Genomic DNA, 18,231 nt, shown 5'->3' with positions numbered 1-18,231 from the left:
CTAATCGAGTCCAAAATGGGCAGCGAAATACGAGGAAAAAAACTCTGGAAAATTGTAACTTCCAACCAGTGGTCATTCAATTGCGGTTTGAAATGTTGTGGTAAGCCGTTTGTTCAAAACGTGATGTGGCTCGGCTGAGGAACCGTAGTGCAACTCTGCCAAGGCAGCGATGTCATTGAAAATGACTGCGGAGCCGCCTTCTTCATTCGCGTAAACCAACAGTTTTTGGCAAAAGGCATCCAAACCAATTGCCGGAAAGCCCGCCATAGCCACGCCACCGGGTGCTGGTCCGCCAAACAGTAGGAGAACTGCATCCGGCAGTTCCACCCCCAGGTGGGACGCTTCGGCCGCAAAATCGACTTCCCCAAACCAGACCGTGTCGTCCTGCTCCATCACTGCCTTACTGAGATGTTCCACTGCCTTTGGTACGCTGAGCTGAGATCGCAGTTCGATGACCCCATAGTCGGCAAACAATCCGCTGGTTGGCGCTGGTGCTGCATCCAAGCCGTTCAGAACTTCGAGCAGCTTGCTCTCAAATGAATTTAACGCTTGGGTGTCATTCAGACCATGCCGCACTTTGAGAAATTGGGAGTCCGTATAGGCGATCTGCGGGCGATCATCCTTATCGAAGGAAAGAACGCGAAAAGGAAGATCCAGACCTGCTCGTATGTTCTCTTTCAGAATGAGCGTGTTTATCTCTGGATCAGAGAAAACGAGTACACGAGCCGCTGGCATTTCGACGCCTTCGGCCTTGGCCAGGCGCGCGTGATCTATCGATGCGATTGGAGTAGCTCCCGCTTCGGCAACGGCAGTCTCAAGCTCCAAGAAGTTTTCGTCCACCGCGGTCTGGACAGATGAAGGCTGTGCAAAAGCGGATGTCGAAACTGATAGAGTTGCAAGAATCGAGAATACAAAGCCAAACCTCACCATTTTGCCACTTCCTTTTTCATCGCACTTTTTTCAAGGAAACTGCCGCCAGAATCGCAAAAGCTACCTCGGCCGCAAGGTAAAAGAGAAGTATCCCGTTCGGAACTCCATAGATATGAATGCTTAGTGTACGCCCAACAGCAAGTCCCGACATAAATAAAATAGAACCCACAGCGCCGGGCGTTGTAATTCTGGTTTCGAAGCTGCCGCCAACCAAAACAACGCATTTGCCAGGTAAAGACCCATAATTGCTCGGAAGACATGCGTCTGGTTCGTTCCTACTACCGGAAATCCCAGTAAAACTGGGATCGAACTGCCGGGCACCAGACCGTACGATAATGCGATTGGCACGAGGTCTGCGGTAGCCAGTAGAGGGACTATTCTTGCACTCATGGAGTCTCCTACTCACACAGGTTTAACTTCTTGGTCTTAAAGAACTTCACATTTGTCTTTCGGGCACCCGATGATCCGAGGTGGATATCCAAAAAGCACTCGGAGAGGCACATTGTGTGCCTCATTTACCTTCTGAGAGATGCCAGCTTCGGTTGGTGTCTGTTCTTCATCGTGACCTTGGTCAGCAACCGGCTTTCCACTCGGGGGAATTACTCGAAGGTTGTAAGAGGCCCGAACTGAACCGCTTCACATCCGATGATTTCCGGATTCAACTCAATGCTAGCGGTTGTTTTCTCAACATCTTCTCGGACTGTTTGCGGTGATATCTTCACTACCGGACGAAACAGGGATTCCTACACTGATGAAAGCTTGTCGAGCTCGAGGCGACGTATGAACTGCCTAAGCGCCGGGCCTTGGGCTATCAGGGTGAACAGAGTGAAACCCGTCGCGAGAAAACACGATAGTCAAAAGGCATAAGTCTGATCCAAGAAACCCGCCAAAGCGTATCTCACAAGAACCTATTAGCAAGGAGACATAAATGCTCCCGACCATCATCCTTGCGGCGATCTTTGGGTTATTCGCTGCCACTTCGCTTCAAGCCGGTGTTCAAATTCGTTTCATAGAAGGCGCACCCAAGGATCGCTTTGTACTGACAAATGTTGGAACTTGCGAAGTCGAAGCTTCGACCCTCAAAATTGACTTGTCGCAATCAGCCGGACGTTTGATTTTCGATGTCGCCGAAAATGGCGCGGGCGTAGAGGTTTACCAGCCGCTCGAATTTGTTGAGGGTGTTGATGTACTGCGGCAACTTCCTTTGGTCGTGGACGGGCAAAATACAATTGAACTTGAGATCACCTCCCTCGCGATCAGTGACAAACTCGCCTTCACCATCGATGTAGATGATACAATCGGGCAACGCGAAATCACCGTAACTGGGTCCGAGATCGAAGGCGCCACAGTATCATTTGCCGATGCGGATGAGACCAATACTGCAACCTTCACTTCCGAAGCGCTTGTCAACGTCACGACCAAGGACTGCTGAAAGCTTCCCCACAATGTCGAATTGGTTGATCCGCATAGCATTTCTTTCCCTCGTTATGGGAGGTGGCATCCTCATTGGGACACTGACCGCACCTGGCGATTGGTATGCGCAGCTTTCCAAACCCGCTTTTAACCCACCAAATTGGATTTTTGGTCCGGTTTGGACTGTGCTTTACGTCCTGATCGCCATTACTGGTTGGCGCCAGTTCGAAGCAGACCGAAGCTCGCCTGCAATGAAGCTCTGGTGGGCGCAGATGGGTCTGAACTTTTTGTGGTCCCCAACCTTTTTCGTACTGCAAATGCCGTGGTTGGCCCTTGTGGTCATTGTCGCGTTGCTGATCGTGATCGGCATCTTCATTGCTCGGGTCAAGAACTCGGATCGGGTTTCCGCCCTGGCCTTCTTGCCTTACTTAGCGTGGGTGGCTTTTGCCACGGCTCTGAACCTATCCATTGCGATACTGAACTGAGAAGGAACAATATGCGCGCCAAATTCGTTGGGCTTGTTTCAGGTCTTGTTATCGTCGGATGCACAATGGCTCAGGCTGATGGAAAATTAACTGAAGACTTCTCCAAGTCTCCGGAGGCACGATGGGACTATGTTGCTGACACCGTCATGGGAGGGGTCTCTTCGGGGCAGGTGCAGTTTCGTTCGGAAGGTGATGCCGCATTCGCGCGGTTGATCGGAACCGTGAGTACAGAAAACAACGGCGGCTTCATCCAGTTCCGACGCAAGTTGCCAGTTCGACCAGATGAGGGTGTGTCAGGCGTCAGGTTAGTGGTGCGGGGCAACGGCGAGCAATACTTCGTTCACCTCAGAACACGTGGCACGGTGCTGCCCTGGCAATACTATCAGGCCGAGTTCGAAACTTCTGACGCATGGACGGAGGTTTCTTTACCTTTGTCAAACTTTAAGGCTTCAGGTGCTATATTGCGCGCTACTCCCGTCGCTAACGAAATCACCTCAGTCGGGATTGTCGCCTACGGGCGCGATCACGACGCCCGTGTAGATGTCAGCGAGATTGGTTTTTACTGAAGGTGCCTAGGCGATGGTCCGAAATACGTCAGGGTGTTTCCCATTCGGTGTAGCCGCGTGTGCGAGAAGGGCGACACGCCATCAGATTATTTGTCAACAAACCTATAGCTGTGACCCAATTGGTAAAATACTTAGGAAACCGGAAACTATGTGATCCCAAGCTGATCCTGTCGGTTCTGATTGATACGCGATAACGTTGCCATCATCGCCTCTTGTCGTCCATTTAAGCTGACCAGCTTTTTCGAGCGTCACGTTATATGTGTATGCGGGTAGCGCGTCGTCCAAGGCACCCATGGTCTGTTTAGCCAATGCTGGCGAGTCAATCAGAATTCCCATCTCGGTGTTGATGTTGACAGATCGGGGATCCCAGTTGAACGACCCTACGAACAAGTATCGGTCATCAACTGCAAATGCTTTGGAATGCAGCCCTGACCTGGACTGAGCCCAGTTAATACCCCGGCGCTGGACCTGATAGGCGTCCGGTCGCAGTTCATAGAGTTCTACTCCACCGCGTAGAAGTGCACGGCGTTTTTTAGCATAGTGTGCGTAAACGGGTGCGACGTCGTTAGATGCAAGTGAATTGGTTACAACCTTTACGTCGACGCCACGGCTTTCCAATTCGGTCAGCCATTTGACACCGTTGTCGCGCGGCACGAAATAGGCAGAGACGATGTTCACCTCATTGCTGGCTTTTTCAAAGTACGGAAGCAACTGAGACGCAAGAATGGGGTCTGAATTCTCAAGACCCGCGGCTTTTGATGGCAGATCAACATAAAGCTTCGCAGGCAGCCAATCCAGTGACAGGGCTCCATCCGCGAAGTTCTCTTGCGCTGATTTCCTGAGGGCAGCGCCGTACTGCGTTTGCTTCGCTTCCTCGACCAGTTCGTTCAACCGGACTCGTGCATCAGCAAGGTCAAATTCCTGGGGTTCTCCAACAACCACACGAGCCGGAACGGCGAATTCGCTGTTCCAGTATGCGTCAAAGCTTTGCGACACCTCGCGTACAACTGGGCCTGCGGCCAGCACATCCAGATCGGCATAGTTCATTTCTTTCCGCGCCAAAAAATACTCGGCACCGATGTTTCTGCCACCCACTATCGTGAACACGTTGTCCGCCGTCATGGACTTGTTGTGCATTCTGCGGTTGATGCGTTTGAAGTCTGTCAGACCCGCGAACAAAAGGCTCTGATCGCGCCAAAACGGATTGAACAGCCTGATTTCAATATTCTCGTGATTGTCCAATGCGGCTGTCATCGCGTCATAGCTGGACGTATCCATGTCATCCAGCAACAATCGGACACGAACACCCCGATCTGCGGCCTGCAATAGACTGGCTGCAAAGAGGTGACCCGTTGGGTCGTTGTGCAGAAGGTAGTATTGCGCGTCTATCGTTCGCTCGGCCGCAGCCGCCAACAACAGCCGTGAGACGAGCGCTTCTTCGCCATCACTGATTAACTTGACGCCTGACCGACCGTCTTTGGGATTCCCAAGGCGATTGGCCGCCTTGCTCAGAGCTGTGCCTGAAGTCGCTGGCAGCGAAGCCGATACCGTCTTTTCATATGTGCGGGTTTTTGGAGCGCAAGCGGCAAGAGACAGCGCGCAACAAACACAAACCACGAGCTTCCATCGCGCCATAAGCTTCCTCCAACCCTGTGTCCTAGGTGACTACGCCCGGGCACGCGATTGCAAGCCTGTTCTATGAAGCCTTAGGTTGTTTCGTTTGCTCGTGTTGGTTTCGCAAATCCTATGTCATCGGTTGGCGACTTAGACGGAACGCCCAATTTGCTTCGAGGGTCGTCGCCGCTGCCAGTGGGAGCAGATTGCATGGTGTTTTGATTGTTTGAGCTCGTGCTTTGGATGACGCCGGTTCGGCTTAGTCCCGTTCTTGGTCCAGCGCTTCACGTATGAGCGTCAGATTCGGCAGCGAATTATGAAACGGATCGGACCCGAGTTCCGACAAAAGTGGATAAAGTGCTTCCGACATTTGTTCCGTACAAACTCTCAAAAACTCCGTGCCTTGCGGCGTCGAACGGGCAATTTTGGAACGCTTGTCATTGGGGTTGGCTTCAAGAGTGATCAGAGCATGGTTTTCAAGGCTGGCGAGCATGTGGGTCATCGAAGTCTTGGGCACTTGAAACGCGTTCGAAAGTTGCAGCGGAGTTTCCCCCTCAGGACGACGAACTAGATGCCCTAGTATCCCAAATTGAGTGGCAGTCATTCGGCCGGGTAAAAACGTTTCCAGCTTGGTCGAGATCAACTGATTGATGATCCCGACCTCGGTGAAGAACCGGTAGACTTCGTTGGTCTCATCTTCAGGCTTCATTCAGAATTCGTGTCTCCAGCGGCCAGCGGGGGGTGGCAATTGGCTCGGGTCCATACCCCAAACGCAGCAACATTTGCACCGTGTGGCCCGGTGACGCAAGAAGCTCATGCGCCAGAGCGTATTCATCGGCCATCTCGGGATATTCCTGTAGGGCTTGACTGACGGGATGCACGCCTAGCCCCATTTCGGTTGTCTTCAAGTAAAAACGCATCAATTGACGCCCGGCATCGAGTTGATCGCTTCGTGTGTTTGTAGCCGTCGTGAGGACTGCGTATTGCGGCGTCGCGTCTAGCATGGCGAAGTAGCCTCGCATGTGTGACTGAGTGCCTGGGTGGTCAACGTTCATCAGGGTCTCGTTGTCCAACAGGCCGGCAAGTCGCAGCGTTTCCAGCATGGGATCACGCAGTTCAATCCCGTCCGGGTTGGCGTTGATTTCTGCTTTCCCGATCCGCATCAGGTCGACGGATTCCTTCAGGGTCTGCGGCGTTCGCATTTCGATTTCGAAAGCGCGTTTCGTAAGGTCTTGAATACGGGCCACCAAATCTTCATCGGTAATCAAAGTTGCATAGTTGCCAAGCGTGGAAACTTGATCGGCAGAGAGGCGCTTTTCAGTGTAAGGTTCCTTGTTTGAATGTCGTTTGAGGATTTGATCTGAGAGTGGATCGGGCGCTCCGCCGGGAACAAACACTGCTTCTGCGATAGGTCCGTCATCTCCATCGGGCAGTAACGTGACCTCGGTATCAAATCCCTGTGCACCTGCCGCCAGTAGCATCGTCTCAACAAATGCACCGAGACCAATATAGAGCTGGCGGTGGTAAGGATCGGTTTCCGGAAGCTCGCGATCAGGATCACGGTGGATGCGCACCTTGTCTTGCCCAACGAATTCGACCAGCCAAGGTTGCAAGTTGTGAGGATTGGGGGCGAGAATTGCGTAGGACAAAGCAGTCTTGCGTGGGTCGTCATACGGTTTTGGCGTCCACGGAGCCAGTGCGTCATGCGGCGTGCGTGTAGCGAGGAACGCGCCCGCGCCCGTTGCCGCCAGAATTGTGCCGCCGCCTAGAATCTTGAGAAAACGTCTTCGATTTGGCATCTTGAGTCTCCAATAGTACGATATCGAACCAAATTAATACGAAATCGAACTATTTCAACCCCAATCGGTGCAGTGATTGGTTGAATGATTTGAAAAAAGAATATCAGAGCCGCCGGACGCAACCGCCGATTGCCGCGGTGGACAAGTACTCGGAGCGCCTTTGGTGCCGAAAAGAAGCAGTTATTTCAGCTGATTAACGACTGGATGCGAGAAGATCAGAGGCTGTTGAGTCGGTGCTTCTCTAGTATCCCGCAAAGCATAGCCTGCGCTTGCAGCCTGTGTTCTCGATGACGTTCACGGGCAACACCCGGTCGACCTTCACTAATCGCTTGAAAAACAACCCGGTGATCTTCATTGGATTTAACGGGTAGGGGCCTGATGAACAACGTCGTTGCGCGTGCGCGGCGCACTTGGTCGCTCATCATGGCAACAATCGCTTCGACCCGTTTGTTGCCGCCCAACCGAACGAGTTCCTGATGAAACAACTCGTCGGCTTCGGCCCAGGCTTCAAGGTCTTCGGCTTCGATGGCTTGATCCATCTTTGCAATTGATCCAGCAAGTACCGCCAGTTCATCTTCGGAATAGCCCGCTTCGGCAGCGCGCTGTGCTGCGAGACTCTCGAGTTCCGTCAGTATGTCGTAGATTTCACGCATATCATCTGATGAAACAGGCAGTATTCGCACGCCCTTTCGGGGCCGCATTTCAAGCAAGCCCTTACTTTCCAACATCAGCGCAGCTTCCCGTATCGGGGTGCGGGACATGCCAAGGGTCTCGGCGAGTTCCGATTCCAGATGGTCAGTTCCGGCTGCAAGTTCGCCAGACAGGATCATCTGTCGCAAATCCCTAACAGCGCGTTGCGTATTGGAAAGAGTTTTTGCGTCTTGACCCTTCACGGCGTCTCCAGGTTGATCTTTCGTCCCTCCGCAGCCGAGAGATAGATGCTCTCTTCGATTCGGATCACGTTCAAATAGTCTCGAGCCGTGTTTTCCAGCGGCGTGCCCTTTACAAGGCCTGAAACGACGTGACTTTGCAAGGCGTGTACGCAATCTCCTCCAAACCCATCATGATCGCTCGGAGGTAAAATTTTCTGTCGCTCCTGTTTTCCAAAAGCGCGGAGGTCAACTGAACCGTCGCCGTTAAGAACCAGCGATCCTTCGGTTCCTTCGATGAGAGCCTCGCCCATGGTCTGGCGCAGGTTTTCGGCACTGTGGTCAAGGCATCTGTTGCCATCGAACAAAGCTTTCAAACCGTTGGGGTGGTCAAACAGGATGAAACCCGCATCCTCGCCCGCGATAACGGGGTTAACTTGGCGCAAGTCCGCATAAACTGCGCTGGGCGCATCGAACAAAAATCGGAATGTGTCTACCCAGTGAACCGCTGTTTCATGCACCAGAAAACGTGGCATGTCCTGAAAGTACGGCTGTCGGTCAAGGTAGGCGCGCGGTCCTTGTCCGTCGCCAGGCCGAAGCCGGAAAGTCGCTTGTAGAGGTGTTCCAATTCGACCCTCGGTCATCGCCACCTTGATTGCACGATACCAGGGCTGGAAGCGAAAATTCTCATGCACGACAATGGTTGCGCCCACTGCTTCAGCCTCGGAGACGATCTTCTTAGCTTCATCCAATGACATGCAAAATGGTTTTTGGCAGATAAGCCATTTTATGCCCGAACGCAGCGCGGTTCGAATGGCGTCGGCCTGCGCCACAGGTGGAAGGATGATGTCCACGAGATCAGGTTTTTCCGCCCCCAGCATTTTTGACAGATCATCGTAAGCGGCCAGTCCTGTTTCTTTCGCCTTGCTGATATCACGGTTGCAGGATGCAACCGGAACCGCTCCGGGCATTCGGGACCAGCTTTCGTAGTGGAACTTGCTGAAATACCCCGCACCCACACACGCGACTCTGATGGCTTGTTGAGTATTCACGCCCGCAATGCTTCCAATACTGATGAGGCTGCGGCCTGCGTTCCGGCGGTGCCACCGAGGTCGCGCGTCAGGTTCTGTCCATCCGCAGTCACTTTTTCTACGGCTTCACGCAATCGTTCGCCGTCGTTGGACAGGCCTGGGTGATCATGGGTCAAACCCAACCATTCAAGCATCATTGCTGCGGACAGGATCATCGCAAAAGGGTTGGCAATACCCTGTCCTGCAATGTCTGGAGCGGAACCATGGCAGGGTTGGAATACAGCGTGATTCAACCCGATATCCGCCGACGGAGCCAGTCCAAGACCGCCCATAAGACCTGCACCAAGGTCGGAGAGGATGTCTCCGAACATGTTCTCGGTCACTAAGACGTCGAACTCCCAAGGTTTTTGGACCATCCACAATGCGGTGGCATCAACGTAAGCATGGTCTGACTGCAAATCGGGATGGTGGGCGGCCTCTGCATCAAACATCGATCTGAAGAATGCAAAGGCGCGGAATACATTGGCTTTGTCGACACATGTAACTCGACCCTGACTGCGCCCGGTTCTTTTGCGGTTCTGGGCGAGTTCAAAGGCGAAACGGAACAGTTTTTCGGACACCTCACGAGTGATCAGCAGAGTTTCACGTGCTTCGTGTTCGGTAACTTCTCCAGCGCCTTGGGTGAAGAACAGCCCTTCGGTGCTTTCGCGTATCAAGACAAAGTCGATCTCTTTTCCCGGAGGAAGCGCCAAGGGGGTAATTTGTCCGCTGCTTACCTTTACTGGCCGTACACCAGCGAAAAGTCCCAGTTGCTTTCGCAGATCAATCTGCGGTGAAATCTCGGTTCCGTCAGGGTATCGAACATCCGGCAAGCCCATTGCCGACAGCAGAATCGCGTCAGCGCTACGTGCGGTTTCGAGTGATCCAGCCGGAAACGATTCTCCAGTTTTGGCGTAGTGGCCTGCGCCTGCCGGAGCATCTGTAAACACCAGTTCGTAGGAAGGGCTGCCGCGCGAGAGCTGACGCAGGATTTCAAGCGTAGGGGCCATAATTTCAGGGCCGATTCCGTCCCCGTGGAACACTGCCACATCATAACTTTTCTTCATCTTAGCCCGCTTCCTTCCCGTTTCGCATTCATAGCGCGATAGCAGCCTTCACTACAGTCCGTTGACAACGCATTCTTTAATGTATACGCAAATTAATGCAATAATAAACGCAAAGATGTTTGGGAGGACTTGGAGATGAAACTAAAGCTAGGGCGGTTGGCGGCCGCAGCCGTGATGTCGACCGGGATTGCAGGGGCATCTGTTGCGCAGGATTATCCCTATCGTGATATCACCACAGCTGTGGTCTGGGGGGCCGGTGGCGGGACGGATACGATCAACCGAATGATCATGGCCGAGATGGAAAAACATCTTCCGGTTTCGATCAATGTGATCAATCAAACAGGTGGGGTCGCGGGCTCCAACGGCATGGTCTACGTCATGAACCAACCAGACGATGGCTACACATTGGTTGGTCTGTCAGAGTCTAACGTCACCGCTGCCGTGCAGGGTGGTTGGGATAAGAAATTTGATTTTTGGTATCCGTTCATCGTTGGCGGATCACCTGATCTGATCTCGGTTCCGGCAGACAGCCCTTACAATACTCTGGAAGAACTGGTCGACGCTGCGAAAGCTGCTCCTGGGACTATTCCGGCTGCGGCTTCCGGCGCAGGTTCGATCCACCACTTGAACCTTCTGGCCATCGAAAAAGGGTCCGGTGTAGAATTCAAGTTTGTTCCATACAAAGGCTCAGCGCCAGGGCAGGAAGCAGCGATAGCGGGTGAAGTTGCATTGGTTGTGACTTCTCTAGCTGAACAGGCCCCGTTGATCGAAGGCGGTCAACTTAAACCGCTTGCGATGTTGACGCCCGAAGATGCGCAGATTGCAGGGGCAACAGTGCCTTCTGCCTTTGGTATTTATGACGGTCTCGATCAGTATTTGCCGCTCAAGCAGGCCATCGGGTTTGCAGTTCACAGTTCAGCCGGGGACGACGTAAAGGCCGCGCTTGGTGATGCCTTCGAGCAAGCGATTGCCTCCGACACCGTGGCTGAATGGGCCTCTGCAAACAATTATGATGTCGGTGGTCAACACGGCGAAGAAGCTCAAGAGCTGTTTGCGAACCTCGAAGCTACCTTTGCCTATACCTTGCAAGATCTGGGCGCAGCGACCGTCGATCCGGCGTCGCTGGGTATCGAGAAGCCATAATCCGATCACTTTTGAAAGGGCGCGCCTGATCGCGCCCTTTCCGACAAGAGGCAAGCAATGGACAAACCTGACGATACACTGATCATGCGGGCGCGCGATTTCTGGGCATCGATTGGTCTGATAGCAATTTCCACCTTTTTCCTTTGGAAGACGTCGGACATCCCGCTTTGGGGTGAAAACCGCGCAGGTGTAAGTGGATCTGATTGGTACAACTCGGCTGCAATTGTACCGCTGTTCATCTTCGGTGGATTACTTGTTTTGTCCCTCGTCTTGCTGGCTATTTCGATCCGTTCAGGTGGAGCACAAAACGCACTTACGGCTTTGGGGATTGGATGGGACCAGTCGGAAGCCTATCGAGCTTCAACAATAGGCCTGATCCTTTTTGCATATGTCGTGGGGCTCGTTCCCAGAGTGGACTTCATTCTGTGCTCTGGTTTGCTGATTACAGCTTTGACCTACGGGTACTACGGCGGCCATGCTCGGCGTGCGTTGGTGGCCTGCATCGCCGTCGCCGCCGCCGGATTGTACGCGTTCGTCGTGTTTCCTGCGCAGGCGGACTGGAATGCACACAGTGATGATTGGTTCACATTGGCCGTTTGGGTCGCGTTGACGCTTTTTCTGCTGACCAAAGCGGCCTCTGAACCCGTTCTGCGGTTCGTGCCACTAATCGCGATATTGGCCCCGCTGATCCTTGTTTGCGCGATGGCGTTTGTTTTCCGGCAGAACGTGCCCGCGCGCGGCGGGCTGATCTTCAAGCAAATCGAATACCACTACTACGTGACGCTTCGTCCGTTATGGAAAGACTGACCGGATGGAATTTATCCTTTCGCAACTGGCTGGATTTGGCTCTGCGCTCGCGGGTCTGGCAGTGGACCCGCTGACCTATCTGTATTTGATTGCATCCGTGTTCCTGGGCATCACGTTCGGCGCATTGCCCGGCCTTACGGCAACCCTGGCCGTGACGATCCTGACGGGCTTCTTCGGCAACAAAATCCCGCTCGACTATTCGCTCGTCGCTTTGCTCGGGGCCTATGTCGGCGCGATCTACGGCGGCTCTTACCCGTCTATTTTGCTGAACATTCCGGGCACGGCAGCCAGCGCGGCGACGGCCATGGATGGCTTCCCTCTGGCCAAAGCGGGTCGAGGGGGCGAAGCACTAGGGCTGACCACGACGGCCAGCTTCATTGGCACAGTTATCGGGACCATCACTCTTTTGATTTTCGTGTGGGCTCTGCTTTTGGTTTCAAAGAACATCGCAAGCCCGGAGAAAGCATTGCTGGCCCTGTTCGGCATTTTGCTTTCTGGCACTTTGATGAGCGAAGACCTGGTGATTAAGGGATGGATCGCCGGTCTGATTGGGCTTGCGATGTCCATGGTGGGCCTCGACCCTCTGTTGTCTGAGCCGCGCTATACTTTCGGTTGGTCTTACCTGATGAGCGGGTTTCAGGTTGTGCCAGTTTTGATGGGGGCCTTTGCCATTCCCCAAATCATTGACGGTTTGAGGCACGTTGAGGCCGGGAAAGTTCTGGCCCTGAAAGGCCGCATTCTTCCGAACCTACGTTCCATCCGACGCTACCTGCCCACCATTGGCCGGTCAGGAGTGATTGGAACTGGGGTAGGAGCGCTTCCTGGCGTCGGCGAAGATGTCGCCGGTTGGGTCAGCTACGGTGTTGGCAAGACCGTTTCTGCCGAGGGCGACAAGTTTGGAAAAGGGTCATTGGAAGGTCTGCTGTGCTCCGAAACAGCAAATAACGCCTGTATTGGCGGCGCGCTAATCCCACTTTTGGTGTTGGGCATTCCTGGCTCACCACCAGCCGCCGCTTTGATGGGGGCTTTCAAGATCAACAATGTGATCCCGGGGCCGACGATTGATCCCGAGATCATTCTGCGCGTGGTTGCGATCTTGGTTCTAGCATCCCTGACAATGTTTCTTATGGGGCTTTTCACCGCTCGGGTATTTATCAAAATCCTTGCCATCCCGCAGACCATCTTTTTGCCGGTCGTGATGGTTCTGACAACAATTGGGTCTTTCAGCGTTGGTGGGGGCATCAATGATCTCTACCTGATGCTCGGCGTCGGTGCTGTTGCCTATTTCATGAACCTAATGAAGTACCCAATCGCGCCGTTGGTGATCGGGGTTATTCTGGGCAGCCTTTTTGACGAAACCTTCCGCCGGTCGCTGTTCTTGTCGGACGGGGATCTTTCGGTCTTCTTTTCCCGACCCGGTGCGGCCACTCTGCTGGTGCTCAACATTGGTCTGATCCTCAGCCAACTGCCCTACGCAAAGCGCGCTTTCTCACGTCTGAAAGGACTTTCTGTCTGATGTTTGTTGTCACGGTCACCTTTACTCTCAAACCCGGTACGAGAGACGCTTTCTTGCCGCTGATGGTAGAAAACGCTTCAACCTCTTTGCGTGAAGAACCCGGATGCCAGCAGTTTGACGTTTGCCTCGGCGACGATCCCGAGACAGTTTTTCTCTATGAGGTTTATGATGACAGCGTAGCATTCTCTGCCCACCTAGAAAGTGCGCATTTTCAGTCCTTCGAGACGGCAGTGGCTGATATGATCGCCACCAAGGTGGTTCACCAGTATTCCGAGGTCATCCGATGAACGATTGGGAAATCCACGCGGTGAAATACGCGGATCGAAATGCCCGGACGCGCGCTGATAGTTTCATCATCGATGATAATCACGACGCGCCTCATGCGATGGATTATTTCGTTTGGGTGCTCAAACGCGGCAACAAAGTCATTCTGGTCGATACTGGCTACGACTCCGATGAGGCAGCTGCCCGTGGTCGTCCCATTGCGATGGATCCTCGCGAGGCTCTGCGGCCCTTAGGCATTTCGCCGGAAGCGGTGACCGAGGTTATAGTGACCCATCTTCATTATGACCACGCGGGGGGGCTGCATATGTTCCCCAACGCAAAGTTGCATATGCAATCCGCGGAAATGGCCTTCGCTACAGGTCCCTGCATGTGCCATGATCACCTGCGTGCGCCTTTCACGGCTGGACATGTCTGCGAGGTCGTAAAGCGTCTCTATTCGGGCAAAGTCGTGTTCTACGACGGAGAAGCCGAGATTGCAGATGGGATCACGGTGCACTGCATCGGTGGGCATTCGCGCGGGTTGCAATGCGCGCGCGTAAGAACGGCGGCCGGGTGGATGGTACTCGCCTCTGATGCCTCGCATTATTACGAGAATTTCATGGCTCGCAAAGCCTTTCCCATCGTCGTCGACCTGCAAGACATGATGGATGGTTTTGAGACGCTCGAAAAGTTGGCCTCGCACCCTCGACTTATCGTGCCAGGCCATGATCCACTTGTGCGTGAGGTTTTTCCCGTCGGAGCGGCACCGCATATCCATAGGCTGGATCCCGGGCCAATCAGGGACATCAAATTATGAAAATCGGCGTCATAGCGGACGACTTTACCGGTGCGAGTGATATCGCGAACACCTTGGCGAAGGGTGTACAGCCAGAAGGTGGGTTACGAACGGCACAGTTCCCGGGTATTCCAACAACCCCAGCCGACGAGGAGATCGAAGCAGGCGTAGTCTCGCTCAAGAGCCGCACTGCACCTGTCGAGGAAGCTGTCGCAGACAGTCTGAGTGCCTTGCGGTGGCTCGCGGACCAAGGTTGCCAGCAGTTCATCTTCAAATATTGCTCGACCTTTGACTCCACGACGGAAGGAAATATCGGCCCCGTTGCGGAAGCACTGGCCAACGACCTGGGTGCGCAAAAGGTGGTTTTCTGTCCGGCCTTTCCGACAACGGGGCGCACTGTCTATTACGGTCATCTCTTTGTACTCGGTAAGCTGTTGCATGAATCCGGGATGGAAAACCACCCTCTCACTCCGATGACGGATGCCAACATCCGGCGATGGTTGCAGCATCAGACCGAAGAAACGGTCGGGTTGGTGTCAGTTGACACCGTAAAGCAAGGGCCGGAGGCGATTTTTGCTGCTTTGCAGAACGCCGACGAACGCTTTGTGATCGGCGATGCGATTTCGGACGAGGATTTGCTGGCCTGGGGTGAGGCTCTGAAGGACGCCAAGCTCGTTACTGGCGGGTCGGGGATAGCATTGGGTTTACCCAGAAACTTCGTCAGAAAAGCTTCGTCCAAAAGAGGTGGCAGTGTGTTTACAGGTGTCACTGGGCCCGCCGCTATCCTTGCCGGGTCGTGTTCCGGTGCGACACGCGGGCAGATTGATGTTCATTCTAAATCCCATCCGACCTTCGCCATCGATGTTCCGGGTGTCATGTCCGGGGATGTGACCACGCAAACGCTTCTGGATTTCTTTGAAACGCATCCGGGTCAGGCACCGCTCGCGTATTCATCGGGAGGCCCGGATGATGTGCGGGCGATCCAAAACAAATTCGGTCAGGAGGCTGTGGCGAAAAAGCTGGACAATCTCTTTGCAGATACAGCACGAGAACTTGTCGATGCTGGGTACAAGCGCCTTGCGGTGGCAGGAGGAGAGACGTCGGGAGCTGTTGCCAAGGTCATCTCTGAGGCAGTGGGGTCTCCGGCCATGTCAATTGGGCCAGAGATCGACCCGGGCGTGCCGGTCCTGAGCGTAGGAAAAACTGAACCCATTGCGCTGGCCCTAAAATCTGGAAACTTTGGCGCTCCTGACTTTTTCGCAAAAGCGCTGAGAATGATGGAGTCAGGCAGATGAGTTCTGAAGAACTGGCGCTGCGACGGCAGATGTCGGATCTGTGCGCCTCGCTTTTTGCGCGTGGCTTCTCCGTAGGCACTGCTGGCAATGTTTCTGCCCGTCTGCATGATGGCATCCTTATGACGCCCACCAACTCGACTTTGAGCAATGTTGACCCTGAGCGAATTGCCAAGATTGATTTGGATGGCAACCACGTCTCCGGCGACAAGCCGACCAAGGAAGTCTTTCTGCACCAAGCCTTCTATGAGACGCGGCCAGAAGCTGGCGCTGTGGTGCATTTGCATTCGACCTGGGCCACCGCTCTGTCGTGTCTGGAAGACACCGATCCCAATGACTGTATTCCACCGCTTACACCATACGTGGTCATGCGCGTAGGCACCGTCAAACTGGTTCCATATGTCAAGCCGGGCGACCCGAAGTCTGGTGATTTGATCCGCGAACTGGGCGGCAAGTATCGTGCGGTTCTGTTGGCAAATCACGGTCCCGTCGTCTCGGAAAAGGACCTCTTCTCAGCGGTCTGTGCAGCTGAAGAGTTGGAAGAAACAGCCAAGTTGCTCGTGGTGCTGCGGGGTATGCCAGCCCGGATGTTGGATGCAGAACAAGTCGCAGAACTCAAAGAAGATTTCGGAAGGATGTAATCCGACACCGAGTTTGGGGGCAAGCACACTTGAAATTTACGAGACAAATCGATAGCAGGAACGTAGCGTATAAACGCGCTTACAGACGGCTGTATTAGAAATTTGAGCCGCTACGGTGGTGTAGATGCCGCGACCAACGGGCAGATATATGTGATGAAACAGGCGTACGCGTACATGTTGAGAGCTGTTTTATCTTTGCTCTGCCTGTCTATGGTTGTGTGGTCCGTGACGCCATCGTTTTCTCATGCGCCTGCGGTTTTTGAGACGATTCAGGACCATCTTGAAATGGTTGAGGATCACGGTCATTCGCATGGGTTTGAAGAAGACCTGTATTGGGCGATGCACGGCCATAGCCACGATGTGGCGGATCACGACCACAACCAGGCGTTTCTTTCAAATGGCCCCGGTTCTGCGCCCGACGTACACAGCGGCGAAGCCTGGCGGATGCTAAGCTCAGTCCGCGGCCCCACCCGTCAGTTCAGAATAGAGAGACCTCCGCGCGCTTGATCGGCACCGCGCACTTTGTGCGCATCACTGATCAATCCAAATTCAAAGCGGAGTTTCCCTATGAAAACCCTCATCGAGGGCGTCAGGCGCTGTTCAACGCGTCTTGCGTTCTTCATCCTATCCATGCTGCTGATGTCCACCAGCGCAGCCCTGGCGCATGACGTTACGCCCGGCGACGCTGGCTACATTCAGGAAATATGGGGGGTGCACATAATCCCCTTCATGTATCTTGGGGCCAAACACATGGTCACGGGCTATGACCACATCCTGTTCCTGCTGGGCGTTGTCTTTTTCCTTTATCGGTCGAAAGACGTTGCGGTCTACGTAAGTCTTTTTGCCGTGGGCCATTCAATAACGATGCTCGCGGGCGTCTGGTTTGGCTGGGGTATCAGCTCATACATCGTCGACGCCATTATTGGCCTGTCCGTCGTCTACAAGGCGCTCGATAATCTTGGTGCCTATCAGCGGTGGTTCGGCTTTCAGCCCAATACCAAGGCGGCGACGTTCATCTTTGGCCTGTTCCACGGCACCGGCTTGGCCACGAAGATTCTGGACTACCAGATCGCGCCAGACGGGCTTTTGCCCAACCTCCTGGCGTTCAACGTCGGCGTCGAGATTGGGCAGCTTTTGGCCCTCGCCGCCATCCTCATTGTCATGGGGTACTGGAGGAAAAGTGCCAAGTTCTTCCAGCAGGCCTACACCGTCAATGTTGTCATGATGACCATCGGTTTCGTGCTGATGGGATACCAAATCACCGGCTATTTCGTGGCCGCATAAGGATAACCACAGATGTTTAATGCAAAAAAACCAAGCCTCGAAGAATTGCCAAGCTCGGCCCAGCTTCTTCGGTCCACGATCATTGCCGCTGTTAGCGCAGTGGCAATTCTTGTCGCCGTCGTGTTGCCTGCGGAATATGGAATCGACCCGACCGGAGCTGGCGGTGTTCTCGGACTAACCGAAATGGGTGAGATCAAGCAGGAACTGGCAGACGAAGTAGAGCAAGACCAACAGCTTCATGGAGCTGATCAGTCTTCAGGCCTGTTGAACGACCTGTTGGGCCTGTTCGTTGGCACCGCATATGCTCAGCAGGCTTGGCAGGATACGATCACCTTCACGCTTGAGCCGGATGAATTCACCGAGGTGAAGCTGGTGATGGAAGAAGGTGCGCAAGCGCAGTTTAAGTGGATCGCGGACGGCGGTCGCATCAACTTTGATCTACACGCGCATGGCGGCGGGCAGTCGCATACTTATGAAAAGGGCCGCGGTGCTACTGAAGGTGCCGGCGAAATGGTCGCCCCTTTCGCGGGCGAGCACGGTTGGTTCTGGCGCAATAGGGATGATGAGGCGGTTACCGTAACACTCAACCTGAATGGCGCTTACACGGAAATCGTGCGCAGCGAGTAAACGCCCCAGCCGCGCATCCAAGATTTGGGTGCGCGGCGTCAAATCCCG

Annotated in this window: 20 protein-coding genes and 1 pseudogene; 13 read left to right on the top strand and 8 right to left on the bottom strand. The window is 54.0% G+C overall.

Annotation, left to right across the window (positions count from 1 at the left end):
* Positions 1-72: 72 nt before the first annotated feature.
* Both ACR0MV_RS21055 and ACR0MV_RS21050 read right to left on the bottom strand, forming a co-directional pair.
* The gene (locus tag ACR0MV_RS21055; RefSeq protein WP_480703632.1) at positions 73-930 is read right to left on the bottom strand and encodes a DUF302 domain-containing protein; all 858 of its coding nucleotides are present in this window, start codon (positions 928-930) and stop codon (positions 73-75) included.
* A 16-nt stretch (positions 931-946) separates the two neighbouring features.
* Positions 947-1,320, bottom strand: a pseudogene (locus ACR0MV_RS21050) (DUF4345 domain-containing protein).
* A 538-nt stretch (positions 1,321-1,858) separates the two neighbouring features.
* On the opposite strand from ACR0MV_RS21050, the gene ACR0MV_RS21045 reads away from it, so the two are divergent.
* The 3 genes from ACR0MV_RS21045 to ACR0MV_RS21035 are packed head-to-tail and all read left to right on the top strand — an operon-like array spanning position 1,859 to position 3,394.
* Positions 1,859-2,362 (top strand): aggregation factor core, encoded by a 504-nt coding sequence (locus ACR0MV_RS21045; RefSeq protein WP_480703630.1) that lies wholly within the window; start codon positions 1,859-1,861, stop codon positions 2,360-2,362.
* Positions 2,363-2,375: 13 nt separating this feature from the next.
* On the top strand, positions 2,376-2,828 hold the full coding sequence (locus ACR0MV_RS21040; protein WP_170429724.1) for a TspO/MBR family protein: 453 nt from the start codon (positions 2,376-2,378) through the stop codon (positions 2,826-2,828).
* An 11-nt stretch (positions 2,829-2,839) separates the two neighbouring features.
* On the top strand, positions 2,840-3,394 hold the full coding sequence (locus ACR0MV_RS21035) for a CIA30 family protein (RefSeq protein ID WP_480703629.1): 555 nt from the start codon (positions 2,840-2,842) through the stop codon (positions 3,392-3,394).
* Between the two features lie 102 nt (positions 3,395-3,496).
* Here ACR0MV_RS21035 and ACR0MV_RS21030 read toward each other — a convergent pair whose 3' ends face one another.
* From ACR0MV_RS21030 to ACR0MV_RS21005, 6 genes are all read right to left on the bottom strand, one after another.
* Positions 3,497-5,029, bottom strand: a complete 1,533-nt coding sequence (locus ACR0MV_RS21030; protein WP_480703627.1) for a phospholipase D family protein — start codon at positions 5,027-5,029, stop codon at positions 3,497-3,499.
* Between the two features lie 238 nt (positions 5,030-5,267).
* Complete coding sequence (locus tag ACR0MV_RS21025; protein ID WP_170429715.1) at positions 5,268-5,717, bottom strand: MarR family winged helix-turn-helix transcriptional regulator; 450 nt, start codon at positions 5,715-5,717, stop codon at positions 5,268-5,270.
* Positions 5,707-6,657 (bottom strand): Acg family FMN-binding oxidoreductase, encoded by a 951-nt coding sequence (locus ACR0MV_RS21020; protein ID WP_254445880.1) that lies wholly within the window; start codon positions 6,655-6,657, stop codon positions 5,707-5,709. The genes ACR0MV_RS21025 and ACR0MV_RS21020 overlap by 11 nt, the downstream gene beginning before the upstream one ends.
* 365 nt (positions 6,658-7,022) lie before the next feature.
* Positions 7,023-7,700 (bottom strand): GntR family transcriptional regulator, encoded by a 678-nt coding sequence (locus tag ACR0MV_RS21015; RefSeq protein WP_170429709.1) that lies wholly within the window; start codon positions 7,698-7,700, stop codon positions 7,023-7,025.
* The gene (locus ACR0MV_RS21010; protein ID WP_480703626.1) at positions 7,697-8,728 is read right to left on the bottom strand and encodes a Gfo/Idh/MocA family protein; all 1,032 of its coding nucleotides are present in this window, start codon (positions 8,726-8,728) and stop codon (positions 7,697-7,699) included. Before ACR0MV_RS21010 ends, ACR0MV_RS21015 begins: the two co-directional genes overlap by 4 nt.
* On the bottom strand, positions 8,725-9,813 hold the full coding sequence (locus ACR0MV_RS21005; RefSeq protein WP_480703625.1) for an isocitrate/isopropylmalate dehydrogenase family protein: 1,089 nt from the start codon (positions 9,811-9,813) through the stop codon (positions 8,725-8,727). Before ACR0MV_RS21005 ends, ACR0MV_RS21010 begins: the two co-directional genes overlap by 4 nt.
* 135 nt (positions 9,814-9,948) lie before the next feature.
* On the opposite strand from ACR0MV_RS21005, the gene ACR0MV_RS21000 reads away from it, so the two are divergent.
* The 10 genes from ACR0MV_RS21000 (at position 9,949) to ACR0MV_RS20955 (ending at position 18,183) form a co-directional block, all read left to right on the top strand.
* Positions 9,949-10,956 carry a Bug family tripartite tricarboxylate transporter substrate binding protein gene (locus tag ACR0MV_RS21000; RefSeq protein WP_170470265.1) on the top strand — a complete coding sequence of 336 codons (1,008 nt, stop codon included), beginning with the start codon at positions 9,949-9,951 and terminating at the stop codon, positions 10,954-10,956.
* A gap of 57 nt (positions 10,957-11,013) precedes the next feature.
* Positions 11,014-11,763 (top strand): hypothetical protein, encoded by a 750-nt coding sequence (locus tag ACR0MV_RS20995; RefSeq protein ID WP_480703624.1) that lies wholly within the window; start codon positions 11,014-11,016, stop codon positions 11,761-11,763.
* Between the two features lie 4 nt (positions 11,764-11,767).
* A complete protein-coding gene (locus ACR0MV_RS20990; RefSeq protein WP_480703622.1) occupies positions 11,768-13,279 on the top strand; it encodes a tripartite tricarboxylate transporter permease in 1,512 nt (503 codons plus the stop codon).
* Complete coding sequence (locus ACR0MV_RS20985) at positions 13,279-13,566, top strand: putative quinol monooxygenase (RefSeq protein ID WP_480703621.1); 288 nt, start codon at positions 13,279-13,281, stop codon at positions 13,564-13,566. Before ACR0MV_RS20990 ends, ACR0MV_RS20985 begins: the two co-directional genes overlap by 1 nt.
* Positions 13,563-14,360, top strand: a complete 798-nt coding sequence (locus tag ACR0MV_RS20980) for an N-acyl homoserine lactonase family protein (protein ID WP_170470254.1) — start codon at positions 13,563-13,565, stop codon at positions 14,358-14,360. Before ACR0MV_RS20985 ends, ACR0MV_RS20980 begins: the two co-directional genes overlap by 4 nt.
* Positions 14,357-15,634: a 3-oxo-tetronate kinase gene (otnK, locus tag ACR0MV_RS20975; protein ID WP_480703620.1), complete on the top strand. Its 1,278-nt coding sequence runs from the start codon at positions 14,357-14,359 to the stop codon at positions 15,632-15,634. The genes ACR0MV_RS20980 and otnK overlap by 4 nt, the downstream gene beginning before the upstream one ends.
* Positions 15,631-16,272 (top strand): 3-oxo-tetronate 4-phosphate decarboxylase, encoded by a 642-nt coding sequence (gene otnC / locus ACR0MV_RS20970; protein WP_480703619.1) that lies wholly within the window; start codon positions 15,631-15,633, stop codon positions 16,270-16,272. Before otnK ends, otnC begins: the two co-directional genes overlap by 4 nt.
* 153 nt (positions 16,273-16,425) lie before the next feature.
* Positions 16,426-16,779 carry a hypothetical protein gene (locus tag ACR0MV_RS20965; protein WP_480703617.1) on the top strand — a complete coding sequence of 118 codons (354 nt, stop codon included), beginning with the start codon at positions 16,426-16,428 and terminating at the stop codon, positions 16,777-16,779.
* A gap of 123 nt (positions 16,780-16,902) precedes the next feature.
* Complete coding sequence (locus ACR0MV_RS20960; protein WP_367647720.1) at positions 16,903-17,556, top strand: HupE/UreJ family protein; 654 nt, start codon at positions 16,903-16,905, stop codon at positions 17,554-17,556.
* A gap of 12 nt (positions 17,557-17,568) precedes the next feature.
* On the top strand, positions 17,569-18,183 hold the full coding sequence (locus ACR0MV_RS20955; protein ID WP_480703616.1) for a transmembrane anchor protein: 615 nt from the start codon (positions 17,569-17,571) through the stop codon (positions 18,181-18,183).
* Positions 18,184-18,231 lie beyond the last annotated feature (48 nt).

The organism is Ruegeria sp. BC3 (genome assembly GCF_056539265.1).
The sequence above is the reverse complement of the archived record's forward strand: the minus strand, read 5'-3'. Positions and strand labels throughout refer to the sequence as shown.